This is a genomic window from Geodermatophilus telluris (assembly GCF_900102745.1).
Lineage (GTDB): Bacteria > Actinomycetota > Actinomycetes > Mycobacteriales > Geodermatophilaceae > Geodermatophilus > Geodermatophilus telluris.
The window spans coordinates 110,757-127,114 of record NZ_FMZF01000002.1 but is presented as its reverse complement, the minus strand read 5'-3'; the positions used below and the strand labels follow the sequence as shown (position 1 = coordinate 127,114).

Sequence of the window (16,358 nt, the reverse complement as noted above, 5' to 3'; positions counted from 1 at the left end):
CCGGGGCGCTACCGACCCACCCGGACGGGGGCGCCGGTGCGGGCCGACTCGGCGACGGCGACGGCGAGCCGGTGGGTGCGCAGCGCCTCGGCGTGGTCGACCAGCCCCTCGGCCCTCGTCCCGGTCACCAGCAGGTCGACGAAGGCCCGGTCGACGGCGGTGCGCGCGTCCACCGCGGGCTCCACGCGCTGGCTGCCGTCGGGCGTGGTCACCACCAGCGAGGTCTCGGTCAGCTCCACCGCGGCGCCGGCGCAGGACAGCTCGATGCCGGCCCGCGTCTTCACCGGCTGCACGCACGCCGCGGTCAGCGTGCCGACCGCACCGGACTCGAAGCGCAGCAGCGCCGCGGTCGCGTCGTCGACGGACCGCCCGGACGCCGACGACGGCGCGACGACCGCCTGCACCTCGGCCACCTCCCCGGCGAGCCAGCGGGCGAGGTCGAGCACGTGCGTGGCCTGCTCGACCACCTGCCCGCCCGAGCGCCCGGCATCCGCCCACCACGCCGGCGGGGGGACCCTGTCCAGCCAGGTCGCCGCCACCACCCGCGGCGGGGCGGCCGCGCACACCGCCCGGGCCCGGGCGACGGTGTCGAGGTGGCGCCAGTGGTAGCCGGTCGCCGTCGGCACCCCGGCCGCGGTGACGGCAGCGGCGACCTCCTCGGCCACGGCCAGCCCCGCGCCCAGCGGCTTCTCCACGAACAGCGGCAGGCCGGCGCGCACCACCGCGAGCTCGAGCTCCCCGTGGGCGAACGGCGGCACGCACAGCCAGACGGCGTCCAGCCCCGACCCGAGCAGTCGCCCGACGTCGTCGACCGCCGGGACGCCGAGCTCGCCGGCCAGCGCCGCGGCCGCGGCTGGGACGGCGTCGGTGACGCCCACCAGCTCGACGCCGTCCAGACGGCGCAGCGTGTGCCCGTGGCGGGCACCCACACCGCCGGCCCCGACCAGACCCACCCGCAGGCTCATGGCGGACAGCTGCCCAGCCCGGGCGCCGGGCAACCGCCGTTCAACCCCCGGAGCCGGGCCGGGCAGCCCGCACGCGGGCGGCGTGCGGCACCATCGACGGGTGCCCCGCGACGACGCCGTCGGCGGCCCGCCGGTACCGGCCGGGCCCGGGGACGGCGCCGGAGCCGAGGACCGGGACCCCACCCGACCGGTCGATCTCGTCCCGCACCCGTACGATCGAGCACAGAGAGTTGTTAGCGTTTCTACCGTGAGTGAGCAGTCCCGTCGCGCGCAGAAGAAGGCGCTCACCCGCGCGCACGTCCGTGAGACGGCCCAGCGGCTCTTCGCCGAGCGGGGGTTCGACACCGTGACCATCGCCGACGTCGCCGCCGCGGCCGACGTCGCCGTGCAGACGGTGTTCAACCACTTCGCCACCAAGGACGAGCTCTACTGGTCCGACCGGACGCCGTGGGTGGACGCGCCCTCGGTCGCCGTCCGGGAGCGCCGGCCCGGCATGCCCGCGCTGACCGCGCTCCGCCAGCACCTGGTCACCGCCGTGGCCGACTACGTGACGTCGCTGGGCACCGTCGAGGGCCGGCGGATGGTCACCACCCTGGCCGGCTCCCCGGCGCTGCAGGCCGCCGAGCGGGAGCTGCACTTCGAGGCCGAGGGGCGGCTGCGCGCCGCCCTGCTGGCGGCCTGGACCGGTCCCGACGCCGAGCAGCCCGCCCCGGCGGACCCACGGGCGACCGCCGGCCTGGTCGCGGCCACCTGGCTGGCGACCACCCGGGTGCTGGTGACCGAGCCGCGCCACCCCCTCCCGGCACCGGAGGACGTGCCGGCGCACGCGGCCGCGACGCGGGAGCTGGCCGAGCGGCTGCTGCGCCGCTACGAGACCGACGTGACCGCGCACGTGGCCGAGGCGGCCCGCACGGGCGCGCTGCGCGCTTCCTGACGCCCGTCCCCACGGGCGCGCGACCGGTCAGCGGCGCGCGGGCTCCGCGGCGGGCAGCACGATCGGCAGCAGCACGTCGTCGACCACCTGCTCGACGTGCTCGGCCACCATCGCGCCGTCGCCGGCAGCGGTCAGCCGCTGCCACCAGAACGCCTCGAGGACCGAGCGCAGCAGGGCCAGCCGCTCGGCCGGCACCTCCTCGCCGCGCTCGTCCCAGCGCGCGCCCAGGACCTCGACGACCTGGGTGAGCGGGCGGACCAGCGCCGCGTCGAGCCCGGCGCGGAGGTCCTCGTCGTGCCGGGCGGCGCCCACGAGGCTGGCCACGGCCCGCTCCTCGCGGGACAGCGGCCGCCGCCAGGACGACACCAGCTCGACGAGGTCACCGCGCGCCGAGCCGCCGTCCTCGGGGACCTCCACCAGCGTGAAGCGGCCGACGGCCGAGCGGGCGAGGGCCGACATCGACGGCCAGCGCCGGTAGATGCCGGCCTTGCCCGCGCGGGCCCGCGCAGCGACCCGGTCGCTGTTGAGCCTGCTCCAGCCCTCGTCGGCCAGGATGTCGACGGCGACGCCGACCAGTTGCTCGGACAGCTCGGCGCTCAGCGGCCGCCCGGGAGTTCCGCTCACGGACTGATCCGTTCGCGCGTCATCTGATTGCGCACACCCACATACTGACTCGTCATTGGAGTGACCACAACGACCGGAACCCCCTGAGTCACCGCCGCCTCACCCGAACGGTCCGGGGCAACCACCCGTTCACGCCCCGGCGGCGCTCTCGACGTGCACCTGCAGGGTGGCCCCGTCCTCGGACACCCAGCCCCTGCCGCGGGCGTGCTCGACCATCGCGTCCCAGCGCTGCCCCCAGTCGCCCGGGGCGTCGGCAGGCTCCGCGGCGGCGCGCAGCGCCGCGGTGTCGAGGTGACCGGTGTCCCCCTCGACCCGGCCCAGCCCGCCCGCGCGCAGCGCCTCGTCGGCCTCCTCGTCGGTCACCTCGCCCAGGGCCAGGTGCAACGACGTGAGGTCGTCGGTGTCGACGACCCGCACCTCGGGACGCTCGTCGGCGCCCCCCACCACCTCGACGATCACCGCAGCACCTCTCAGACGTGCCAGGGGAACCGGGAGAAGTCCGGGTCCCGCTTCTCCAGGAACGCGTCCCGCCCCTCGACGGCCTCCTCGGCCGCGTAGGCCAGCCGGGTGGTCTCCCCGGCGAACAGCTGCTGGCCGACGAGGCCGTCGTCGAGGAGGTTGAACGCGTACTTCAGCATCCGCTGCGCGGTGGGGCTCTTGGACACGATCCGGCGTCCCCAGTCCAGCGCCGTGCTCTCCAGCTCGGCGTGCGGGACGACGCGGTTGACCATGCCCATGCGGTGCGCGTCCTCGGCGGAGTACTCCTCGCCGAGGAAGAAGACCTCGCGGGCGAACTTCTGCCCGACCTGCCGGGCGAGGTAGGCCGACCCGAACCCGCCGTCGAAGCTGCCGACGTCGGCGTCGGTCTGCTTGAACCGCGCGTGCTCGGCGCTGGCCAGGGTGAGGTCGGCGACCACGTGCAGGCTGTGCCCGCCGCCGGCCGCCCAGCCGGGGACGACGCAGACGACCACCTTCGGCATGAACCGGATCAGCCGCTGCGCCTCGAGCACGTGCAGCCGCCCGCTGGTGCGCCCGACCTCGTGCTCGTAGCCGTGCCGCCCGCGCACCCGCTGGTCGCCGCCGGAGCAGAAGGCCCAGCCGCCGTCCCGCGGGCTCGGGCCGTTGCCGGTGAGCAGCACGCAGCCGACGTCGGTGCTCAGCCGGGCGTGCTCGAGCGCGGCGATCAGCTCGTCGACGGTCTGCGGCCGGAAGGCGTTGCGCACCTCGGGCCGGTCGAAGGCGATCCGGACGACGCCGGCGTCGACGGCGCGGTGGTAGGTGACGTCACCGAAGTCGAACCCCTCGACCGGCGCCCACGCCCCGCTGTCGAAGATCTCCGAGACGTCGGCGCGGGCGCTCATGCCAGCAACCTAGCCGCGCTCCGGCATCCCGGCCCGACCCGGGCGGAGCGCCCGCGATGATCAGGGAACCTGATCATCGCGCGTCCGACCGGACCGTGGGACGTCGGGTGGGACGCGCTGCGGTGCGGTAGGACGACGGACGGCGGGGCGCGCGGCCCGCCGGTAGCGTCCCGCGGGTGCCCGACGGCGCCGCCCTGCGCGTGGGCACCCTGAACCTCGCCTCCGGCCGGGGTCCCGACGGCCGGGTGCTGGCGGCACCCGCGCTGGCCGCCGCGGTCGGCGACCTCGACGTCGACGTGCTCGCCGTCCAGGAGGTCGACGCCGGCCAGCCGCGCTCGGGCGGGACCGACCAGGCCGCCGTCGTCGCGCACGCCCTCGGCGCCGCGGACTGGCGGGCCGCCGCGACGCTGACCGGCACCCCGAGCCCGTTCCGCCGCACCTGGGCCGCCGCCGAGCCGGACCTGCGCGGCCCGGACACCGCGGTGCCCGTGCCCGCCTACGGCATCGCGCTGGTCAGCCGGCGGCCGGTGCGCCGCTGGGAGGTCCTCGGGCTGGGCGCCGGGCGGGCGCGGCTGCCGCTGCGGGCCCCCGACCCCGCCACCGGCCGGGCGCGGCTGTGGTGGATCCCCGACGAGCCGCGGGTCGCCGTCGCCGCCTGCCTGGACGGGCTCACCGTGGTGGGCACCCACCTGTCCTTCGCCCCACCGACGTCGATCGGGCAGCTGCGCCGGCTGCGGCGCTGGGCGGCGTCCCTGCCCGGCCCGGTGGTGCTCGCCGGTGACCTCAACCTGCCCGGCGGCCTGCCCGCGCGGCTGGCCGGCGCCACCCGGCTGGTGAGCGAGACGAGCTTCCCGGCGGCGGCGCCGCGCACGCAGCTCGACCACCTGCTCGCCCTCGGCGACGGTCTCGCCGGGTCGGACCCGGCCGCGCACCACCTGCGGGTGGGCGACCACCGGGCGCTGACGGTGACGGTCAGGCCGCCGGCGGCTCGCTGAGCAGGGGGCGCAGCCGGTCCATCGACGCGGCCAGGCCGGGGTGCAGCGTCACCTGGTGCAGCGTGGCGACCGGCACCCACGCCACGCCGGTGCTCTCGCCGTCCAGCCGCAGGCCGGCGGGGTCGAGCGGGCCGGCCGGGCGCGCCAGCACGGTGGTGTAGGCCCAGCCGCCGTGGTCGTCGACGGAGCGGGCGCCGAGCACCAGGTCGGCGGCGCCGAGCCCCAGCTCCTCCTCGACCTCGCGCAGCGCGCCCTGCTCGGGGGACTCCCCCAGGTGCAGCGCGCCGCCCGGCGTCCCCCAGGTGCCGCCGTGGTGCGACCAGAGCGCGCGGTGCTGCAGCAGCAGCTCGGGACCGGCGTCGCCGTCGCGGTGGACGAGCAGCCCGGCGGCGCCGGCCCGCCCCCAGTGCCGGTGTCCCAGCGCGCAGGTGGTCCAGCCGTCGGTGGGGGTCAGGCCGGGAGTCGCCACGCCCTCCAGTGAACCGCACTGGCAGGATCCCGCGGCAGCAGCCGAGGAGCAGGAGGATCCGTGACCACCACGACGACGATGGCCGAGGTCTCCGGTCTCCTCGGCCGGGAGCTGGGCACCAGCGACTGGTTCGAGGTCACCCAGGAGCGGGTGGACACGTTCGCCGACGCCACCGGTGACCAGCAGTGGATCCACGTCGACGTCGAGCGCGCGAGGGCCGAGAGCCCCTTCGGCGGCCCCGTCGCCCACGGCTACCTCACGCTGTCCCTGCTCGTGCCGCTGTTCGCGCAGGTCCTCGTGGTCACCGACACCGCGATGGGCGTCAACTACGGCCTCGGCAAGGTGCGCTTCCCCTCGCCGGTGCCGGTCGGCTCGCGGGTGCGGCTGACCGCCACGCTCACGGAGGTCACCGAGTTCGCCGGCGGGCTGCAGCTGACCTTCGCCGCGGTGGTCGAGCGGGAGGGCAGCGACAAGCCCGCCTGCGTCGCCGAGCCGGTCTACCGCTACTACGGCAGCTGAGCGGCCCGTGCGGATCGCCGTCTTCACCGGCAGCCGGCCCGGGCCCGAGTCGCACCGGCAGGCCGTCGCCGCCCTGGGCACCGGGCTGGCGCAGGCCGGCGTGGGGGTCGTCTACGGCGGCGGGCACGTCGGGCTGATGGGCACCGTCGCCGACGCCGCGCTGGCCGCCGGCGGCGAGGTGGTCGGGGTGATCCCGCAGCACCTGGTCGACGACGAGCTGGCCCACCCCGGGCTGCCCCGGCTGGAGGTCGTCCCCTCCATGCACGAGCGCAAGGCCCGCATGACCGAGCTCGCCGACGCCTTCGTCGCCCTCCCCGGCGCCGCCGGCACCCTCGAGGAGCTCTTCGAGGCCTGGACCTGGGGGATGCTGGGCCTGCACGCCAAGCCCGTGGCGCTGCTCGACGTCGACGGGTTCTGGCAGCCGCTGCTGGCCCAGCTGGGCCGGATGGCCGACGACGGCTACCTCGAGCGGCGCCGGCTGGACGCGCTCGGCGTGGTCCGCGACGCCGGCGAGCTGCTGGCGTTCGTCGACGGCTACGAGCACCCGCCGCGCAAGTGGGCCGACGGCGGGCCGCCGCCGCGCGCCTGACCCCGGCTGGCCGCCGGCGCCCCGGCTGCCTAGCGTCGCGGGCGTGCAGCGCTGGGACGTCGTGGTCGTCGGCGGCGGCCCGGCGGGGGCGGCCGCGGCGCTGTCCGCGCTCGGCACCGGCGCCTCCGTCCTCGTGCTCGACCGCGCCGACTTCCCGCGCGACAAGGTCTGCGGCGACGGGATCGCGCCGGAGGCGCTCGACGTGCTGACCGGTCTGGGTGTCGACGTCGCAGCCCTCACCGCCGGCCACCCCCCGGTGCCGCGGCTGTCGCTGCGCTCCCCCGGCGGGGCCGCCGTGCAGCGGGACACCCGGCGGCCCTCGTCGGTGGTCCCGCGCGCGGTGTTCGACGCCCGCCTGCTAGCCGTCGCCGTCGACCGCGGGGCGGAGCTGCGCCGGCACACCGTCCGCACGGTCACCCCCGGCCCCGACGGGGTGGACGTCGACGGCGTGCTCACCGCGGGGGTGCTCGTGGGCGCGGACGGCGCGGAGTCCGTCGTCCGCCGGGCCGTGGGCCTGCCCCGCAACCGGGACGACCGGATGGCCGTGGCGCTGCGCGGCTACGCGCCGGAGCTGCCGGGGCAGGCCGGCACGCAGGTGCTGGTCACCACCGAGCAGCGCTGGCCGGCCTACGCGTGGTCGTTCCCGCTCGGGGACGGGCGGGCCAACGTGGGCTACGGGGAGCTGGTGTCCGGCGGCGCCACCCGGGCCGCGCTGGTCGAGGGCCTCCAGCGCCTGCTGCCGGGGGTGCGGCCCGAGGGGCTGCGCGCGCACCGGCTGCCGCTGTCGACCGGCCGCCCGCGGCAGCCCGACGGCCGGGTGCTCCTGGCCGGTGACGCCGCGTCGCTGGTCAACCCGATGACCGGCGAGGGCATCTTCTACGCCGTCCTCTCCGGCGCGCTGGCCGGCCGGGCCGCGGCGGCCGGGGCCGGCGCGGGCAGGGTGCACCGGCGGGCGCTGCGGCGGCGGCTGGGCGCCCACCACCGGTCGGCGTCAGCGGCGTCGTGGATCAGCCGCTGGCCGGTGGCGATGGACGCCGCCTTCCGCGCCGCCGCGGCCGACCGGCGGGTGTTCGACGACGTCGTCGCCCTCGGCCTGGCCGACGGCCGGCTCACCGCGCGCACCCTGCTGGCCACCGCCCGCCGGCTCCGCTGACGGAGCCGCGGGGTCAGCGGGCGGCGGTGCGGAGGGCGGCGCGCACCCGCGCGGCCAGCTCGACCGGGCAACCGGGGTCGACCAGGCAGTCGTCGGCGCCCGCGGTGAGCAGCCGGGCGCGGGTGGGGCGGTCGGCCGACGCGCAGACGACCACGAGCACGGCGTCGCGCAGCCACGGGGAGGCCCGCAGCTCCGCGACCCGGCCGAGGGCCGCCCCGCCGTCGTCGGCCACCAGCAGCACACCCTCCGCCGCCCCCGACTCCACCGGCTCGAGGCCGGCCCGCAGCAGCGCGCCGGGCACCGCCGGGTCGACCCGGCCACCCGCGGGGACCAGCAGCACGGTGGGCCGGCACGGCCGGCCGGCCCCGCGCGCCGCGGCCCGGACGGCGTCGTCGGCGGCTGCCACCGCCGCCGACAGCTCGGCCGGCGGCACCGGCCGCGCCAGGTGGTGGCCCTGCAGGTGGTCGCAGCCCAGCTGGAGCAGCCGGGCCGCCTGCACCGGCGTCTCCACGCCCTCGGCGGTCACGTCGAGGCCCAGGTTGTGCGCCATGACGACCATCGAGGTGAGGATCGGCAGCGACTCGTCGCCGCGGACCACCTGCTGCACGAACGCCCGGTCGATCTTGACGCTGTCCACCGGCAGGTCCTGCAGGCGGCCGAGCGAGGAGTAGCCGGTGCCGAAGTCGTCGATCGCCACGCGGACGCCCGCCGCCCGCAGCTCGTCGAGCTGGGCGACCACCCGCGGCCCCGCCTCGAGAAACACCGACTCGGTGACCTCGAGGACCAGCTGGGCGGGGCGGGTGCCGGTGTCGGCGAGGATCGCCAGGACGGCGGCGGCGACGTCGGGCTCGCGCAGCTGCACCGGGGAGACGTTGACCGCCACCGACCGGCGCGGGTCGGCGGCCAGCCAGCCGCCCAGCTCCCGGCAGGCGGTGCGCAGCACCTGCTGGCCGAGGGCGCGCACCAGGCCGCTGCGCTCGGCGACGGGCAGGAAGTCGGCGGGGTGCGCCAGGCCCGAGGCCCGCGGCCAGCGCACGAGGGCCTCCACGCGCAGCGTCTCCCGTCGGCGCAGGTCGACCATCGGCTGCACGTGGACGACGAGCCCGTCGCGCTCGATCACCGCGCGCAGCCCGTCCTCGACGTCGGCCCGGGCCAGCACGGCCACCGACATGTGGCGGTCGAACACCTCGTGCCGGCCCTTGCCGCCCCGCTTGGCCGCGTACATCGCGATGTCGGCCCGCTGCAGCAGCACGTCGGCGGCCACCTGCTCGTCGCGGCCGACGCGGGCCAGCCCGATGCTCGCCGTCGGCACCAACTGCCGGTCACCGAGCCGCACCGGCGCGTCGAGCACCGCGGTGACCCGCTCGGCCACCCGCTCGCCGTGGTCGCCGTCGCGCAGGACGACGGCGAACTCGTCGCCGCCGAGGCGCGCGACGGTGTCCCCCGGGCGGGTGCACCGCGACAGCCGGCCGGCGACCTCGACGAGCAGCTGGTCGCCGACGTGGTGGCCGAGGACGTCGTTGACGTCCTTGAAGTCGTCGAGGTCGAGCAGCAGCACGCTGACCCCGCCCTCGTGACGGGCGGCCAGCGCCGAGCGGAGCCGCTCGTGGAACAGCGCCCGGTTGGCCAGCCCGGTCAACGGGTCGGTGAAGGCCAGCCGGCGCAGCTGCGCGGCCTGCTCGGCGAGCTCCTCGGCGGCGCGGGCCACGGACAGCTCCGCGGTCTTGCGCTCGGTGACGTCGGTGGCGGTGCCGTGGATGCGCACCTCGACGCCGTCGTCGTCCCGGACGACGGCGGCCCGGCAGCTCACCCAGCCCACCTCCCCGTCGGCCCGCAGCACCCGGTGCTCGAGGGCGTACTCCTCCCGGCCGGCGCGGACGTCGGCCAGCATCTGCAGCACCTGGCCGCGGTCGTCGGGGTGGATGCGCGCGAGGTAGCCGTCGACGGTGGGCACCAGGCCGGCGGGCGGGGTGCCGAAGATGCGGAACATCTCGTCGGACCAGGTGAGGGTGTCGGTCCGGACGTCCCAGTCCCACCGGCCCAGCCGGGCCACCCGCTGCGCCTCCAGCAGCCGGTGCTCGCTCTCCTGCAGGCGCGCCTCGATGGCCACCCGCTCGGTGACGTCCTGCGCGGTGCCGACCAGCAGCAGCGGCGCGCCCTCGGCGTCGCGGGTCACCGAGCCGCGCGCCCGCACCCGGATGACCGCGCCGTCGCCGGCGACGACGCGGTGGTCGAAGTCGAAGACCCCGCCGATGGCCAGCGCGGCGCCGATCGCCTCCCGGGCACGGTCGCGGTCCTCGGGGTGGACCAGCGCCAGGCAGGTCTCGAAGGTCGGCGTCACCGTCGCCGGGTCGAGCCGGTAGACGCGGAACAGCTCGTCGGAGAAGGTCACCACGTCGGAGACGACGTCCCACTCCCAGCTGCCCATGGCCGCCAGCCGCTGCGCCTCGGCCAGCCAGCGCCGGCTGCGCTCGAGCGCGGCCACGGTGTCCGCGTGGCCGGCGGCCCCCGGGACGCCGTCGTCCATGAGCCCCCCTGTCGACTCCGCTGCTCGGGAGGACGACACGGTAGGGCAGCGGGGCCCGGCCGTCGCGGTCAGCCGCTGCGACCGGCGCGGCAGCCCGCGAGCCGCCCGGGACGCGCCGCGGGCGACGGACCCCACGCAACTGGACGCCGACACGACGGATGCCGGCATCACCTCGATCCGAGGGGGTAGCGAGCGGAGAAGCTGTTGCCTCTCAGCTGCTTCTCGGTCTCGGCCAGGGCCTCCGACATCGCACCCTTGTACTGCAAGTTCGTGACATGGACCGGCCCTCGATAGGCCTTCACCCGGTTCCACAGTCCCGCCCGCGGCGTCGTGGCGCTGTCCTTGAGGTGCCAGAGGCGTATCGCACTCGTCTCCGTGGTCGCGACGACCAGGGTCGTGGGCGGGAGTTGCATCTCGTACTCCAGGACGCGGAATCGTTCGAGCCCCGACAGGTCTCCCGTCGACGTGAGGAGTGCCAGCAGAACCGCGGCCTGGTGGAGTGCGCGTTGATGGGAGTACTCGTCTTGATCGGGTGGAGGCAGTGTCAGCACCACCCTGGAACTGATGCCGCTCTGGACGAGGTGCTCGATCTCCCAGGCGAAACCGGCGCCGATCTCCTTGTCCCGACCCAGGAGCAGGACGACCGTGTGCGCTCGTCGTATCAACCTGGAGACGACAGCCTTCCACTGATCGTCGGCCACGCGGACGAAGGTGAGACCCGGTGGTGCGAGGGTGACCGACTGGTCGACGATCGCGTACGTCGGCATTCTCAGGGACTCACTGACGGCAGTGGCGACCACCTGCTCCATGGTCAGGTTGGGCGTCAGTCCGTACGCGAGTCCAACTCGCCCTCTCCTGGACTCGCGGGGGAGGACGATCTGCCCGTCCTCCCCGAAGGATCGGAGAACCAGGCAGTACTCGCGATCGGATGTGACGAGTGGCTCGACCACCTTCTCGTGAGGCTTGGTCGCCTTGGCGATCCGGTACTTGGCAAGCCCTCTCACCACTCCCACCAAGGTGGATGCGACGACGAACACCAGGATCGTGACGAACGACTTGAGGAGCTTCTCCCACAGACCATTCGCTCCGCTCGTCATGAGAACGACCGTGGCACCGACGCCCACGATGATGATCACCAAGGCGTAGTTGCCGACCATCCTGCGCAACCGTGTGGTCAGTGCCTTCATCGCCGATGTCCTTGTGCTCGACACGTGTCCGAGGCGGTGCGGCGGATCTGGCGGCGATGTCACCTGTCCCCGCCGGACCCAGCCCTACTCGGAGGCGCCCACCCGGCCGAGTGATACCGGATCTCGACGTGCGGCGACAGCACCGTCGTCGCGGGCACGAGCCTGCCGCCGACCCACGAGTCGGGCGGGACTGCTGAGCACGAGCGGAGGGCGTGGGATTCGAACCCACGACGGGTTGCCCCGTAGCGGTTTTCAAGACCGCCGCCATCGGCCACTAGGCGAGCCCTCCTGGCCGGTCGAGGCTATCCCGGCGCCGCGCCCGGGCCGCGGCCACGGGCGCGGTGTCGACCTGCTGCGGTCTCCGCCCGCCGGGGACCGCAGCAGGTCGACACCGGGCGTCGTCCGCCGGGAGTCAGCCGCGGCGGGACTCGCGGAGGATCCGCTCCAGCCGTTCGAGCAGCTCCTCGAGGGCCTCCTCGAACTCCGCCGCCGACTCGTCCTCCGACAGCAGCGGCTCCAGCCGGCGGACGTGCGGGTAGCCGTCGAGCGCCCCGGGCGGCGGGGGCGCGGCGTCGGACTCCTCGTCGTGCGAGCTGATCGGCACGCCTCGGGCGGAGACCTCGAGCAGCAGGTGCCCGAGGAGGAAGCCGGTGTAGGCCCGGTAGGCGGCGACGGCGGCCTCGTCGGAGAAGCCGCTGCCGGTCAGCGCGTCGAGGAACGACTCGACCCAGCGCAGGCTGCGCAGCGGCGGCCGCACCCAGGGTGCCGCCGGCGGGCGGGTGGCCACCAGCGGGAACACCGCCGGGTGGGCCAGCGCGATCCGCCGGACCCCGTGCGCGAGCCGCTGCAGGTAGTCCTGCCAGCCGTGCCGGGGCTCGAGGAACACGTCCGGGTCGCCGTAGAGCTCGTCGACCACGGTCTCCACGACGCCGTCGAGCAGGCCCTCGCGGCTGCGCACGTGGCGGTAGAGCGCCATCCCCTCGACGCCGAGGTGGCCGCCGAGCCGGCGCATGGTGAGCGCGTCGATGCCGTGCTCGTCGATGAAGGAGATCGCCGCTCCGAGCACCTGCCGCCGGTCGAGCGGACGGCGCCCCGCGCCCGGCGGTGCGGTCGGGATGGTGGCGGCCGCCCCACCGCGCGCCTCCGGCGTGTCCGGGTCCTGCGCGTCGTCGACCACGCGGACCTCCCCTCCCGTGCGCGGACCGCACTCCCCGCATCCTCCCCGCCGCGGCTGGGTAGCGGGGCGGGAGCCGGCGGTGAGGCCGCCCACGACAGGAGCTGTGTTTACGTCGTAAACACGTGGGCACCCAGAGAGCCGCCGCCCCCGCCGGGGGCAGGTCGACGCGCACCAGAGCACCGTGCGCGCACCCCCGCGCCCGACCCCGAGGAGCACGTGTGATCACCGAGCAGCAGATCCAGCAGGTCATCGGCACCACCGCCGTCGACCGCGACGGCGACAAGCTGGGCAAGATCGGCGAGGTCTACCTCGACGACGAGACCGGCCGCCCCGAGTGGGCGACGGTGCACACCGGCCTGTTCGGCACCAAGGAGACGTTCGTCCCGCTGGCGCAGGCTGAGGTGTCCGGCGACAGCGTCCGGTTCCCCTACGAGAAGGCCCGGGTCAAGGACGCCCCGAAGATCGACACCGACGGCCACCTGTCCCCGCAGGAGGAGCAGGAGCTCTACCGCTACTACGGCCTGGGCACCGGCACGCAGACCACCCAGACCACCACGCAGACCACCACGCAGGCGGCGGCCGGCACCGCGGGCACCCGCACCGACCGCGACGGCGACGGCGTCCCGGACCGGCTGGAGAACCGCGCCGGCACCGTCGGCCACGACACCTCCGGCCCCACCACCGACAACGCCATGACCCGGTCCGAGGAGCACCTCGAGGTGGGCACGCAGCGGGTCGAGGCCGGCCGCGCCCGGCTGCGCAAGTACGTCACCACCGAGCGCGAGACGGCGACCGTGCCCGTGGCGCACGAGGAGGTGCGGGTCGAGCGCGAGCCGATCACCGACGCCAACGTGGGCAACGCCCTCGACGGCCCGACCATCTCCGAGGAGGAGCACGAGGTCACGCTGCACGCCGAGCGTCCCGTCGTCTCCACGGAGGCCACGCCGGTCGAGCGCGTGCGCCTGGACACCGAGACGGTCACCGGTCAGGAGACCGTGAGCGGCGAGGTCCGCAAGGAGCAGATCGACGTCGACACCGACGGGGTCGACCGCCGGCGCTGAGCCACGCCGTCCCGGACGGGCCGGGCAGCCGCGGCTGCCCGGCCCGTCCGCGTCCCGGCGACGGGCATGAACCGGGCCCGGCCGGTGTTCGGGGCAGGGAAGGGTCCGCGAGCTCCTCGTGTCGACCTCCTGCCCGCACGCCGACCGAAGGACACCCCCTGCCCGAGACCGTCCTCCCGCCGTCCACCGCCCGCCGCCGCCGGCGGCTGCCCGCCGACGAGCGCCCGGCGACCAGCCCCGACCGCGCCGCCGAGCGCGAGGCCGCCCGCGAGGAGCGCCGGGCCCAGCAGTCGTGGGTGGAGGGCGCCGCCCCGGAGCTGCCCGTCCGCAGCACGCCGCCCGAGCGCGTGGTCTTCCACCTCGGCCCGACGAACTCCGGCAAGACGTACGAGTCGCTGCAGGCGCTGGCCGCCACCGCCTCGGGCGTCTACGCCGCGCCGCTGCGCCAGCTCGCGCACGAGGCCTACGCCAAGCTCTCCGCACTGCTGCCCGCGGGCACGGTCGGGCTGTCCACCGGCGAGGAGGAGGTCGACCCGCACGCGCCGGTCGTCTGCTGCACCGTGGAGAAGGCGCCGCTGCGCGGTGAGCTGCTGGTCCTCGACGAGTCGCACTGGGTGGCCGACCCCGAGCGCGGCCACCACTGGGCGCGGCTGCTGCTGACCGGCGAGTTCCGCGAGATGCACCTCGTCTCCGCCGCCGAGGCGCACCCGCTGCTCGCACCGCTGGTCGACGACGCCCGCTCGGTCGACGTCGTCCACCACCAGCGGCTGTCCCGGCTCGACGTGCTGCGCGCGCCGGTGCGCACCACCGGCGTCCGGCCGCAGACGCTCGTCGTTGCCTTCTCCCGCAAGACCGTCTACGCCGTCGCCGCCGAGCTCGACCGGCACCGGCCGGGCCGGGTCGGCGTCCTCTACGGCGCGCTGCCCCCGGCGACCCGGCGCGAGGTCATCGAGCGGTTCACCACCGGGGAGCTCGACGTCCTGGTCACCACCGACGTCATCGGCCACGGCATCAACGTCCCGGCCGCCACCGTGCTGTTCGCCGAGACCACCAAGTTCGACGGCACGGAGCTGCGGCCGCTGCGCAGCTGGGAGGCCGCGCAGATCGCCGGTCGGGCCGGCCGCTACGGCCTGACCGGACACGGCACGGTCGGCGTCCTCACCGGGGTGCGCGGCCTGAAGCCGTCGGTGGCGCTGGTGTCCCTCGGTGCCGAGGTCGCCCGCGGCGACCGCGCCAGCGACCTGCCCCGCCGCGCGCCGCGGCTGCGGCCGGAGCTGGCCGACCTCGGCGCGCGGGAGGCGGCCGACCTGCCCGAGGCGCTGGTCCGCTGGCAGGCCTGGGCGCGCGCGGCCACCCGCGACGAGGCGATGGCGCCGGACGACGTCACCGGCCTGGTGCTGCGGGTGCAGGCGCTGCTGCCGCTGCTGCGCGGACCGCTCGGCGCCGTCGGCGACCTGCACACCGTCTGGCGGCTGGTCACCCTGGCCATCGACTACAACCCGCCCCGGCGCACCCGCTGGCTGGTGCTGGCCCGGGCCGCGCTGCGGCACGCGGCCGGGCTGCCCGTCGCCCCGGAGCTCGTGCTGCCCGACGTGCCGGTCGGCGGCTCGGTCGAGGACTACGAGCAGGCCGCGGCGGCCGCCCGCGACGCGCAGATGCTGCTGCGCCAGTTCCCCGGCGTCGCCGGCCTGGACCCCGACGACGCGTCCTGGGTCGAGGAGGAGTGCGCCGAGGCGATCAGCGAGATGCTGCCCGACGCCATCGCGGTCAGCCGGTCGTCGGCCTGCGCCGAGTGCGGGACGCCGATCGCCCCGTGGTTCTCCACCTGCCGCCCGTGCAGCGCGCCCCGCGGCCGGGCCCGGGACGGGCACCCGCGCCCCGGCGGGCGGGACGGACGGCGGGCTCCCCGGTCCGGGTCGCGCCAGGGCCGCCGGCCCACCCGCAGCGGCCGGGCCTGACCCGGCGCCAGCGGCGGGTGGCCGGGCGGACCAGCCGCGGGTCTCCGGCGGCCCGGGGTCGTGGGTGGCGCCTCGACCGAGGCGGGACCCATCGCGGTGACGCTAGTCGGACGCCGTCACCTCGAGTTCATCCCGTGCTGCCGCGGTGAACCGGCCCCTCGCCGCGTCGTAGGACAGGAAGGCCACGCGGCTCTCGCTCGCCCCATCAGCCGAGGACCCAGGCGCCGGTGAGGTGGCAACGTCCGCGCCGTCGCAGTCCTCGTCCCGGGCGGGGTCACTCCGACACTCGGCCACGAAGTCGAACCACCTGATGCCGGACAGGATCGCCTGCGACACGGCGTCAGCAGAACGCGAGGGCCCTGCGCCCGTTTCGTCGCTCCAGTCGTGTGCCAGCAGGCGCACTCGCCCTAGAGCCTCTTGCTCGGCATCACGGAGTTCGTCGATTCGCGCCATCTCCGTGGGCGGTGGAGTGATGGTGGACAGGACGTCGGTCCCCGTCTCCACGCTGTCGGGCAGGAAGTAGCGCAGGGCGTCGTACGCCTCCTCGGCGGCAGCCAGGTACTGCGCGTACGCCTCGATGCGCTCGTTCCGGAGGAACTCGGCTTGGGAGCGGTTGTCAGCCGATTTCTCGGTGTACAGGGCCGTGAACAGACCTGCACCCACGACCAGAGTGAGCAGAGCGCCGAGCATCTGGGACGCGGCGACGACCCGGACCCAGACTCTCCTCGCTCTGCTGCTTCCGCGTGCCGAGCGATCCCCCGAGACAGCACCTTCCGTGGTCGTCACTCAGCGCAGCGTAATCGTCTTCATCCGCTCGTCAGCGCCGACACGATCACACC

Annotated in this window: 17 protein-coding genes and 1 tRNA gene; 7 read left to right on the top strand and 11 right to left on the bottom strand. The window is 75.9% G+C overall.

What is annotated here, in order from left to right; translation table 11 throughout:
• Nucleotides 1-8: 8 nt before the first annotated feature.
• On the bottom strand, nucleotides 9-965 hold the full coding sequence (locus tag BLQ97_RS05810; protein WP_091364212.1) for a Gfo/Idh/MocA family protein: 957 nt from the start codon (nucleotides 963-965) through the stop codon (nucleotides 9-11).
• A 40-nt stretch (nucleotides 966-1,005) separates the two neighbouring features.
• Nucleotides 1,006-1,173, bottom strand: a complete 168-nt coding sequence (locus BLQ97_RS23235; protein ID WP_175471607.1) for a hypothetical protein — start codon at nucleotides 1,171-1,173, stop codon at nucleotides 1,006-1,008.
• Between the two features lie 39 nt (nucleotides 1,174-1,212).
• Here BLQ97_RS23235 and BLQ97_RS05805 point away from each other — a divergent pair, with 39 nt between their 5' ends.
• Entirely contained in the window at nucleotides 1,213-1,899 is a 687-nt protein-coding gene (locus BLQ97_RS05805; RefSeq protein ID WP_175471606.1) for a TetR/AcrR family transcriptional regulator, read from the top strand.
• 27 nt (nucleotides 1,900-1,926) lie between these two features.
• Here BLQ97_RS05805 and BLQ97_RS05800 read toward each other — a convergent pair whose 3' ends face one another.
• The 3 genes from BLQ97_RS05800 to BLQ97_RS05790 form a co-directional block, all read right to left on the bottom strand.
• Nucleotides 1,927-2,523, bottom strand: a complete 597-nt coding sequence (locus BLQ97_RS05800; RefSeq protein ID WP_091364208.1) for a TetR-like C-terminal domain-containing protein — start codon at nucleotides 2,521-2,523, stop codon at nucleotides 1,927-1,929.
• A 129-nt stretch (nucleotides 2,524-2,652) separates the two neighbouring features.
• Nucleotides 2,653-2,982, bottom strand: a complete 330-nt coding sequence (locus BLQ97_RS05795) for a hypothetical protein (RefSeq protein ID WP_091364206.1) — start codon at nucleotides 2,980-2,982, stop codon at nucleotides 2,653-2,655.
• An 11-nt stretch (nucleotides 2,983-2,993) separates the two neighbouring features.
• On the bottom strand, nucleotides 2,994-3,884 hold the full coding sequence (locus tag BLQ97_RS05790) for a 1,4-dihydroxy-2-naphthoyl-CoA synthase (RefSeq protein WP_091364205.1): 891 nt from the start codon (nucleotides 3,882-3,884) through the stop codon (nucleotides 2,994-2,996).
• Nucleotides 3,885-4,060: 176 nt separating this feature from the next.
• Here BLQ97_RS05790 and BLQ97_RS05785 point away from each other — a divergent pair, with 176 nt between their 5' ends.
• Nucleotides 4,061-4,879, top strand: a complete 819-nt coding sequence (locus BLQ97_RS05785; RefSeq protein WP_245691895.1) for an endonuclease/exonuclease/phosphatase family protein — start codon at nucleotides 4,061-4,063, stop codon at nucleotides 4,877-4,879.
• Here the strand turns inward: BLQ97_RS05785 and BLQ97_RS05780 are convergent.
• On the bottom strand, nucleotides 4,857-5,348 hold the full coding sequence (locus BLQ97_RS05780; RefSeq protein WP_245691894.1) for an NUDIX domain-containing protein: 492 nt from the start codon (nucleotides 5,346-5,348) through the stop codon (nucleotides 4,857-4,859). The two genes, BLQ97_RS05785 and BLQ97_RS05780, sit on opposite strands and share 23 nt — an antisense overlap.
• A gap of 60 nt (nucleotides 5,349-5,408) precedes the next feature.
• On the opposite strand from BLQ97_RS05780, the gene BLQ97_RS05775 reads away from it, so the two are divergent.
• The 3 genes from BLQ97_RS05775 to BLQ97_RS05765 are packed head-to-tail and all read left to right on the top strand — an operon-like array spanning nucleotide 5,409 to nucleotide 7,609.
• Nucleotides 5,409-5,867 (top strand): MaoC family dehydratase, encoded by a 459-nt coding sequence (locus BLQ97_RS05775; protein WP_281181373.1) that lies wholly within the window; start codon nucleotides 5,409-5,411, stop codon nucleotides 5,865-5,867.
• 7 nt (nucleotides 5,868-5,874) lie between these two features.
• On the top strand, nucleotides 5,875-6,456 hold the full coding sequence (locus tag BLQ97_RS05770; RefSeq protein ID WP_091364204.1) for an LOG family protein: 582 nt from the start codon (nucleotides 5,875-5,877) through the stop codon (nucleotides 6,454-6,456).
• 43 nt (nucleotides 6,457-6,499) lie between these two features.
• Complete coding sequence (locus tag BLQ97_RS05765) at nucleotides 6,500-7,609, top strand: NAD(P)/FAD-dependent oxidoreductase (protein ID WP_091364203.1); 1,110 nt, start codon at nucleotides 6,500-6,502, stop codon at nucleotides 7,607-7,609.
• Nucleotides 7,610-7,622: 13 nt separating this feature from the next.
• Here the strand turns inward: BLQ97_RS05765 and BLQ97_RS05760 are convergent, their stop codons facing one another.
• The 4 genes from BLQ97_RS05760 to BLQ97_RS05745 all read right to left on the bottom strand — a co-directional run bounded on the left by BLQ97_RS05760 (nucleotide 7,623) and on the right by BLQ97_RS05745 (nucleotide 12,500).
• The gene (locus BLQ97_RS05760) at nucleotides 7,623-10,136 is read right to left on the bottom strand and encodes an EAL domain-containing protein (RefSeq protein WP_139173464.1); all 2,514 of its coding nucleotides are present in this window, start codon (nucleotides 10,134-10,136) and stop codon (nucleotides 7,623-7,625) included.
• Nucleotides 10,137-10,303: 167 nt separating this feature from the next.
• On the bottom strand, nucleotides 10,304-11,323 hold the full coding sequence (locus BLQ97_RS05755; RefSeq protein WP_091364201.1) for a hypothetical protein: 1,020 nt from the start codon (nucleotides 11,321-11,323) through the stop codon (nucleotides 10,304-10,306).
• A gap of 204 nt (nucleotides 11,324-11,527) precedes the next feature.
• Nucleotides 11,528-11,612 (bottom strand) — tRNA-Ser (locus BLQ97_RS05750).
• Nucleotides 11,613-11,735: 123 nt separating this feature from the next.
• The gene (locus BLQ97_RS05745) at nucleotides 11,736-12,500 is read right to left on the bottom strand and encodes a TetR/AcrR family transcriptional regulator C-terminal domain-containing protein (protein ID WP_091364198.1); all 765 of its coding nucleotides are present in this window, start codon (nucleotides 12,498-12,500) and stop codon (nucleotides 11,736-11,738) included.
• 218 nt (nucleotides 12,501-12,718) lie between these two features.
• Between BLQ97_RS05745 and BLQ97_RS05740 the strand changes: the two genes are divergently transcribed.
• Together BLQ97_RS05740 and BLQ97_RS05735 are read left to right on the top strand one after the other, a co-directional pair.
• Nucleotides 12,719-13,561 carry a DUF2382 domain-containing protein gene (locus BLQ97_RS05740; RefSeq protein WP_091364196.1) on the top strand — a complete coding sequence of 281 codons (843 nt, stop codon included), beginning with the start codon at nucleotides 12,719-12,721 and terminating at the stop codon, nucleotides 13,559-13,561.
• Between the two features lie 296 nt (nucleotides 13,562-13,857).
• Nucleotides 13,858-15,519 (top strand): helicase-related protein, encoded by a 1,662-nt coding sequence (locus BLQ97_RS05735; RefSeq protein ID WP_245691893.1) that lies wholly within the window; start codon nucleotides 13,858-13,860, stop codon nucleotides 15,517-15,519.
• A gap of 102 nt (nucleotides 15,520-15,621) precedes the next feature.
• Here the strand turns inward: BLQ97_RS05735 and BLQ97_RS05730 are convergent, their stop codons facing one another.
• Nucleotides 15,622-16,305, bottom strand: coding sequence for a hypothetical protein (locus tag BLQ97_RS05730; protein ID WP_139173462.1), 684 nt, complete (start codon nucleotides 16,303-16,305; stop codon nucleotides 15,622-15,624).
• Nucleotides 16,306-16,358 lie beyond the last annotated feature (53 nt).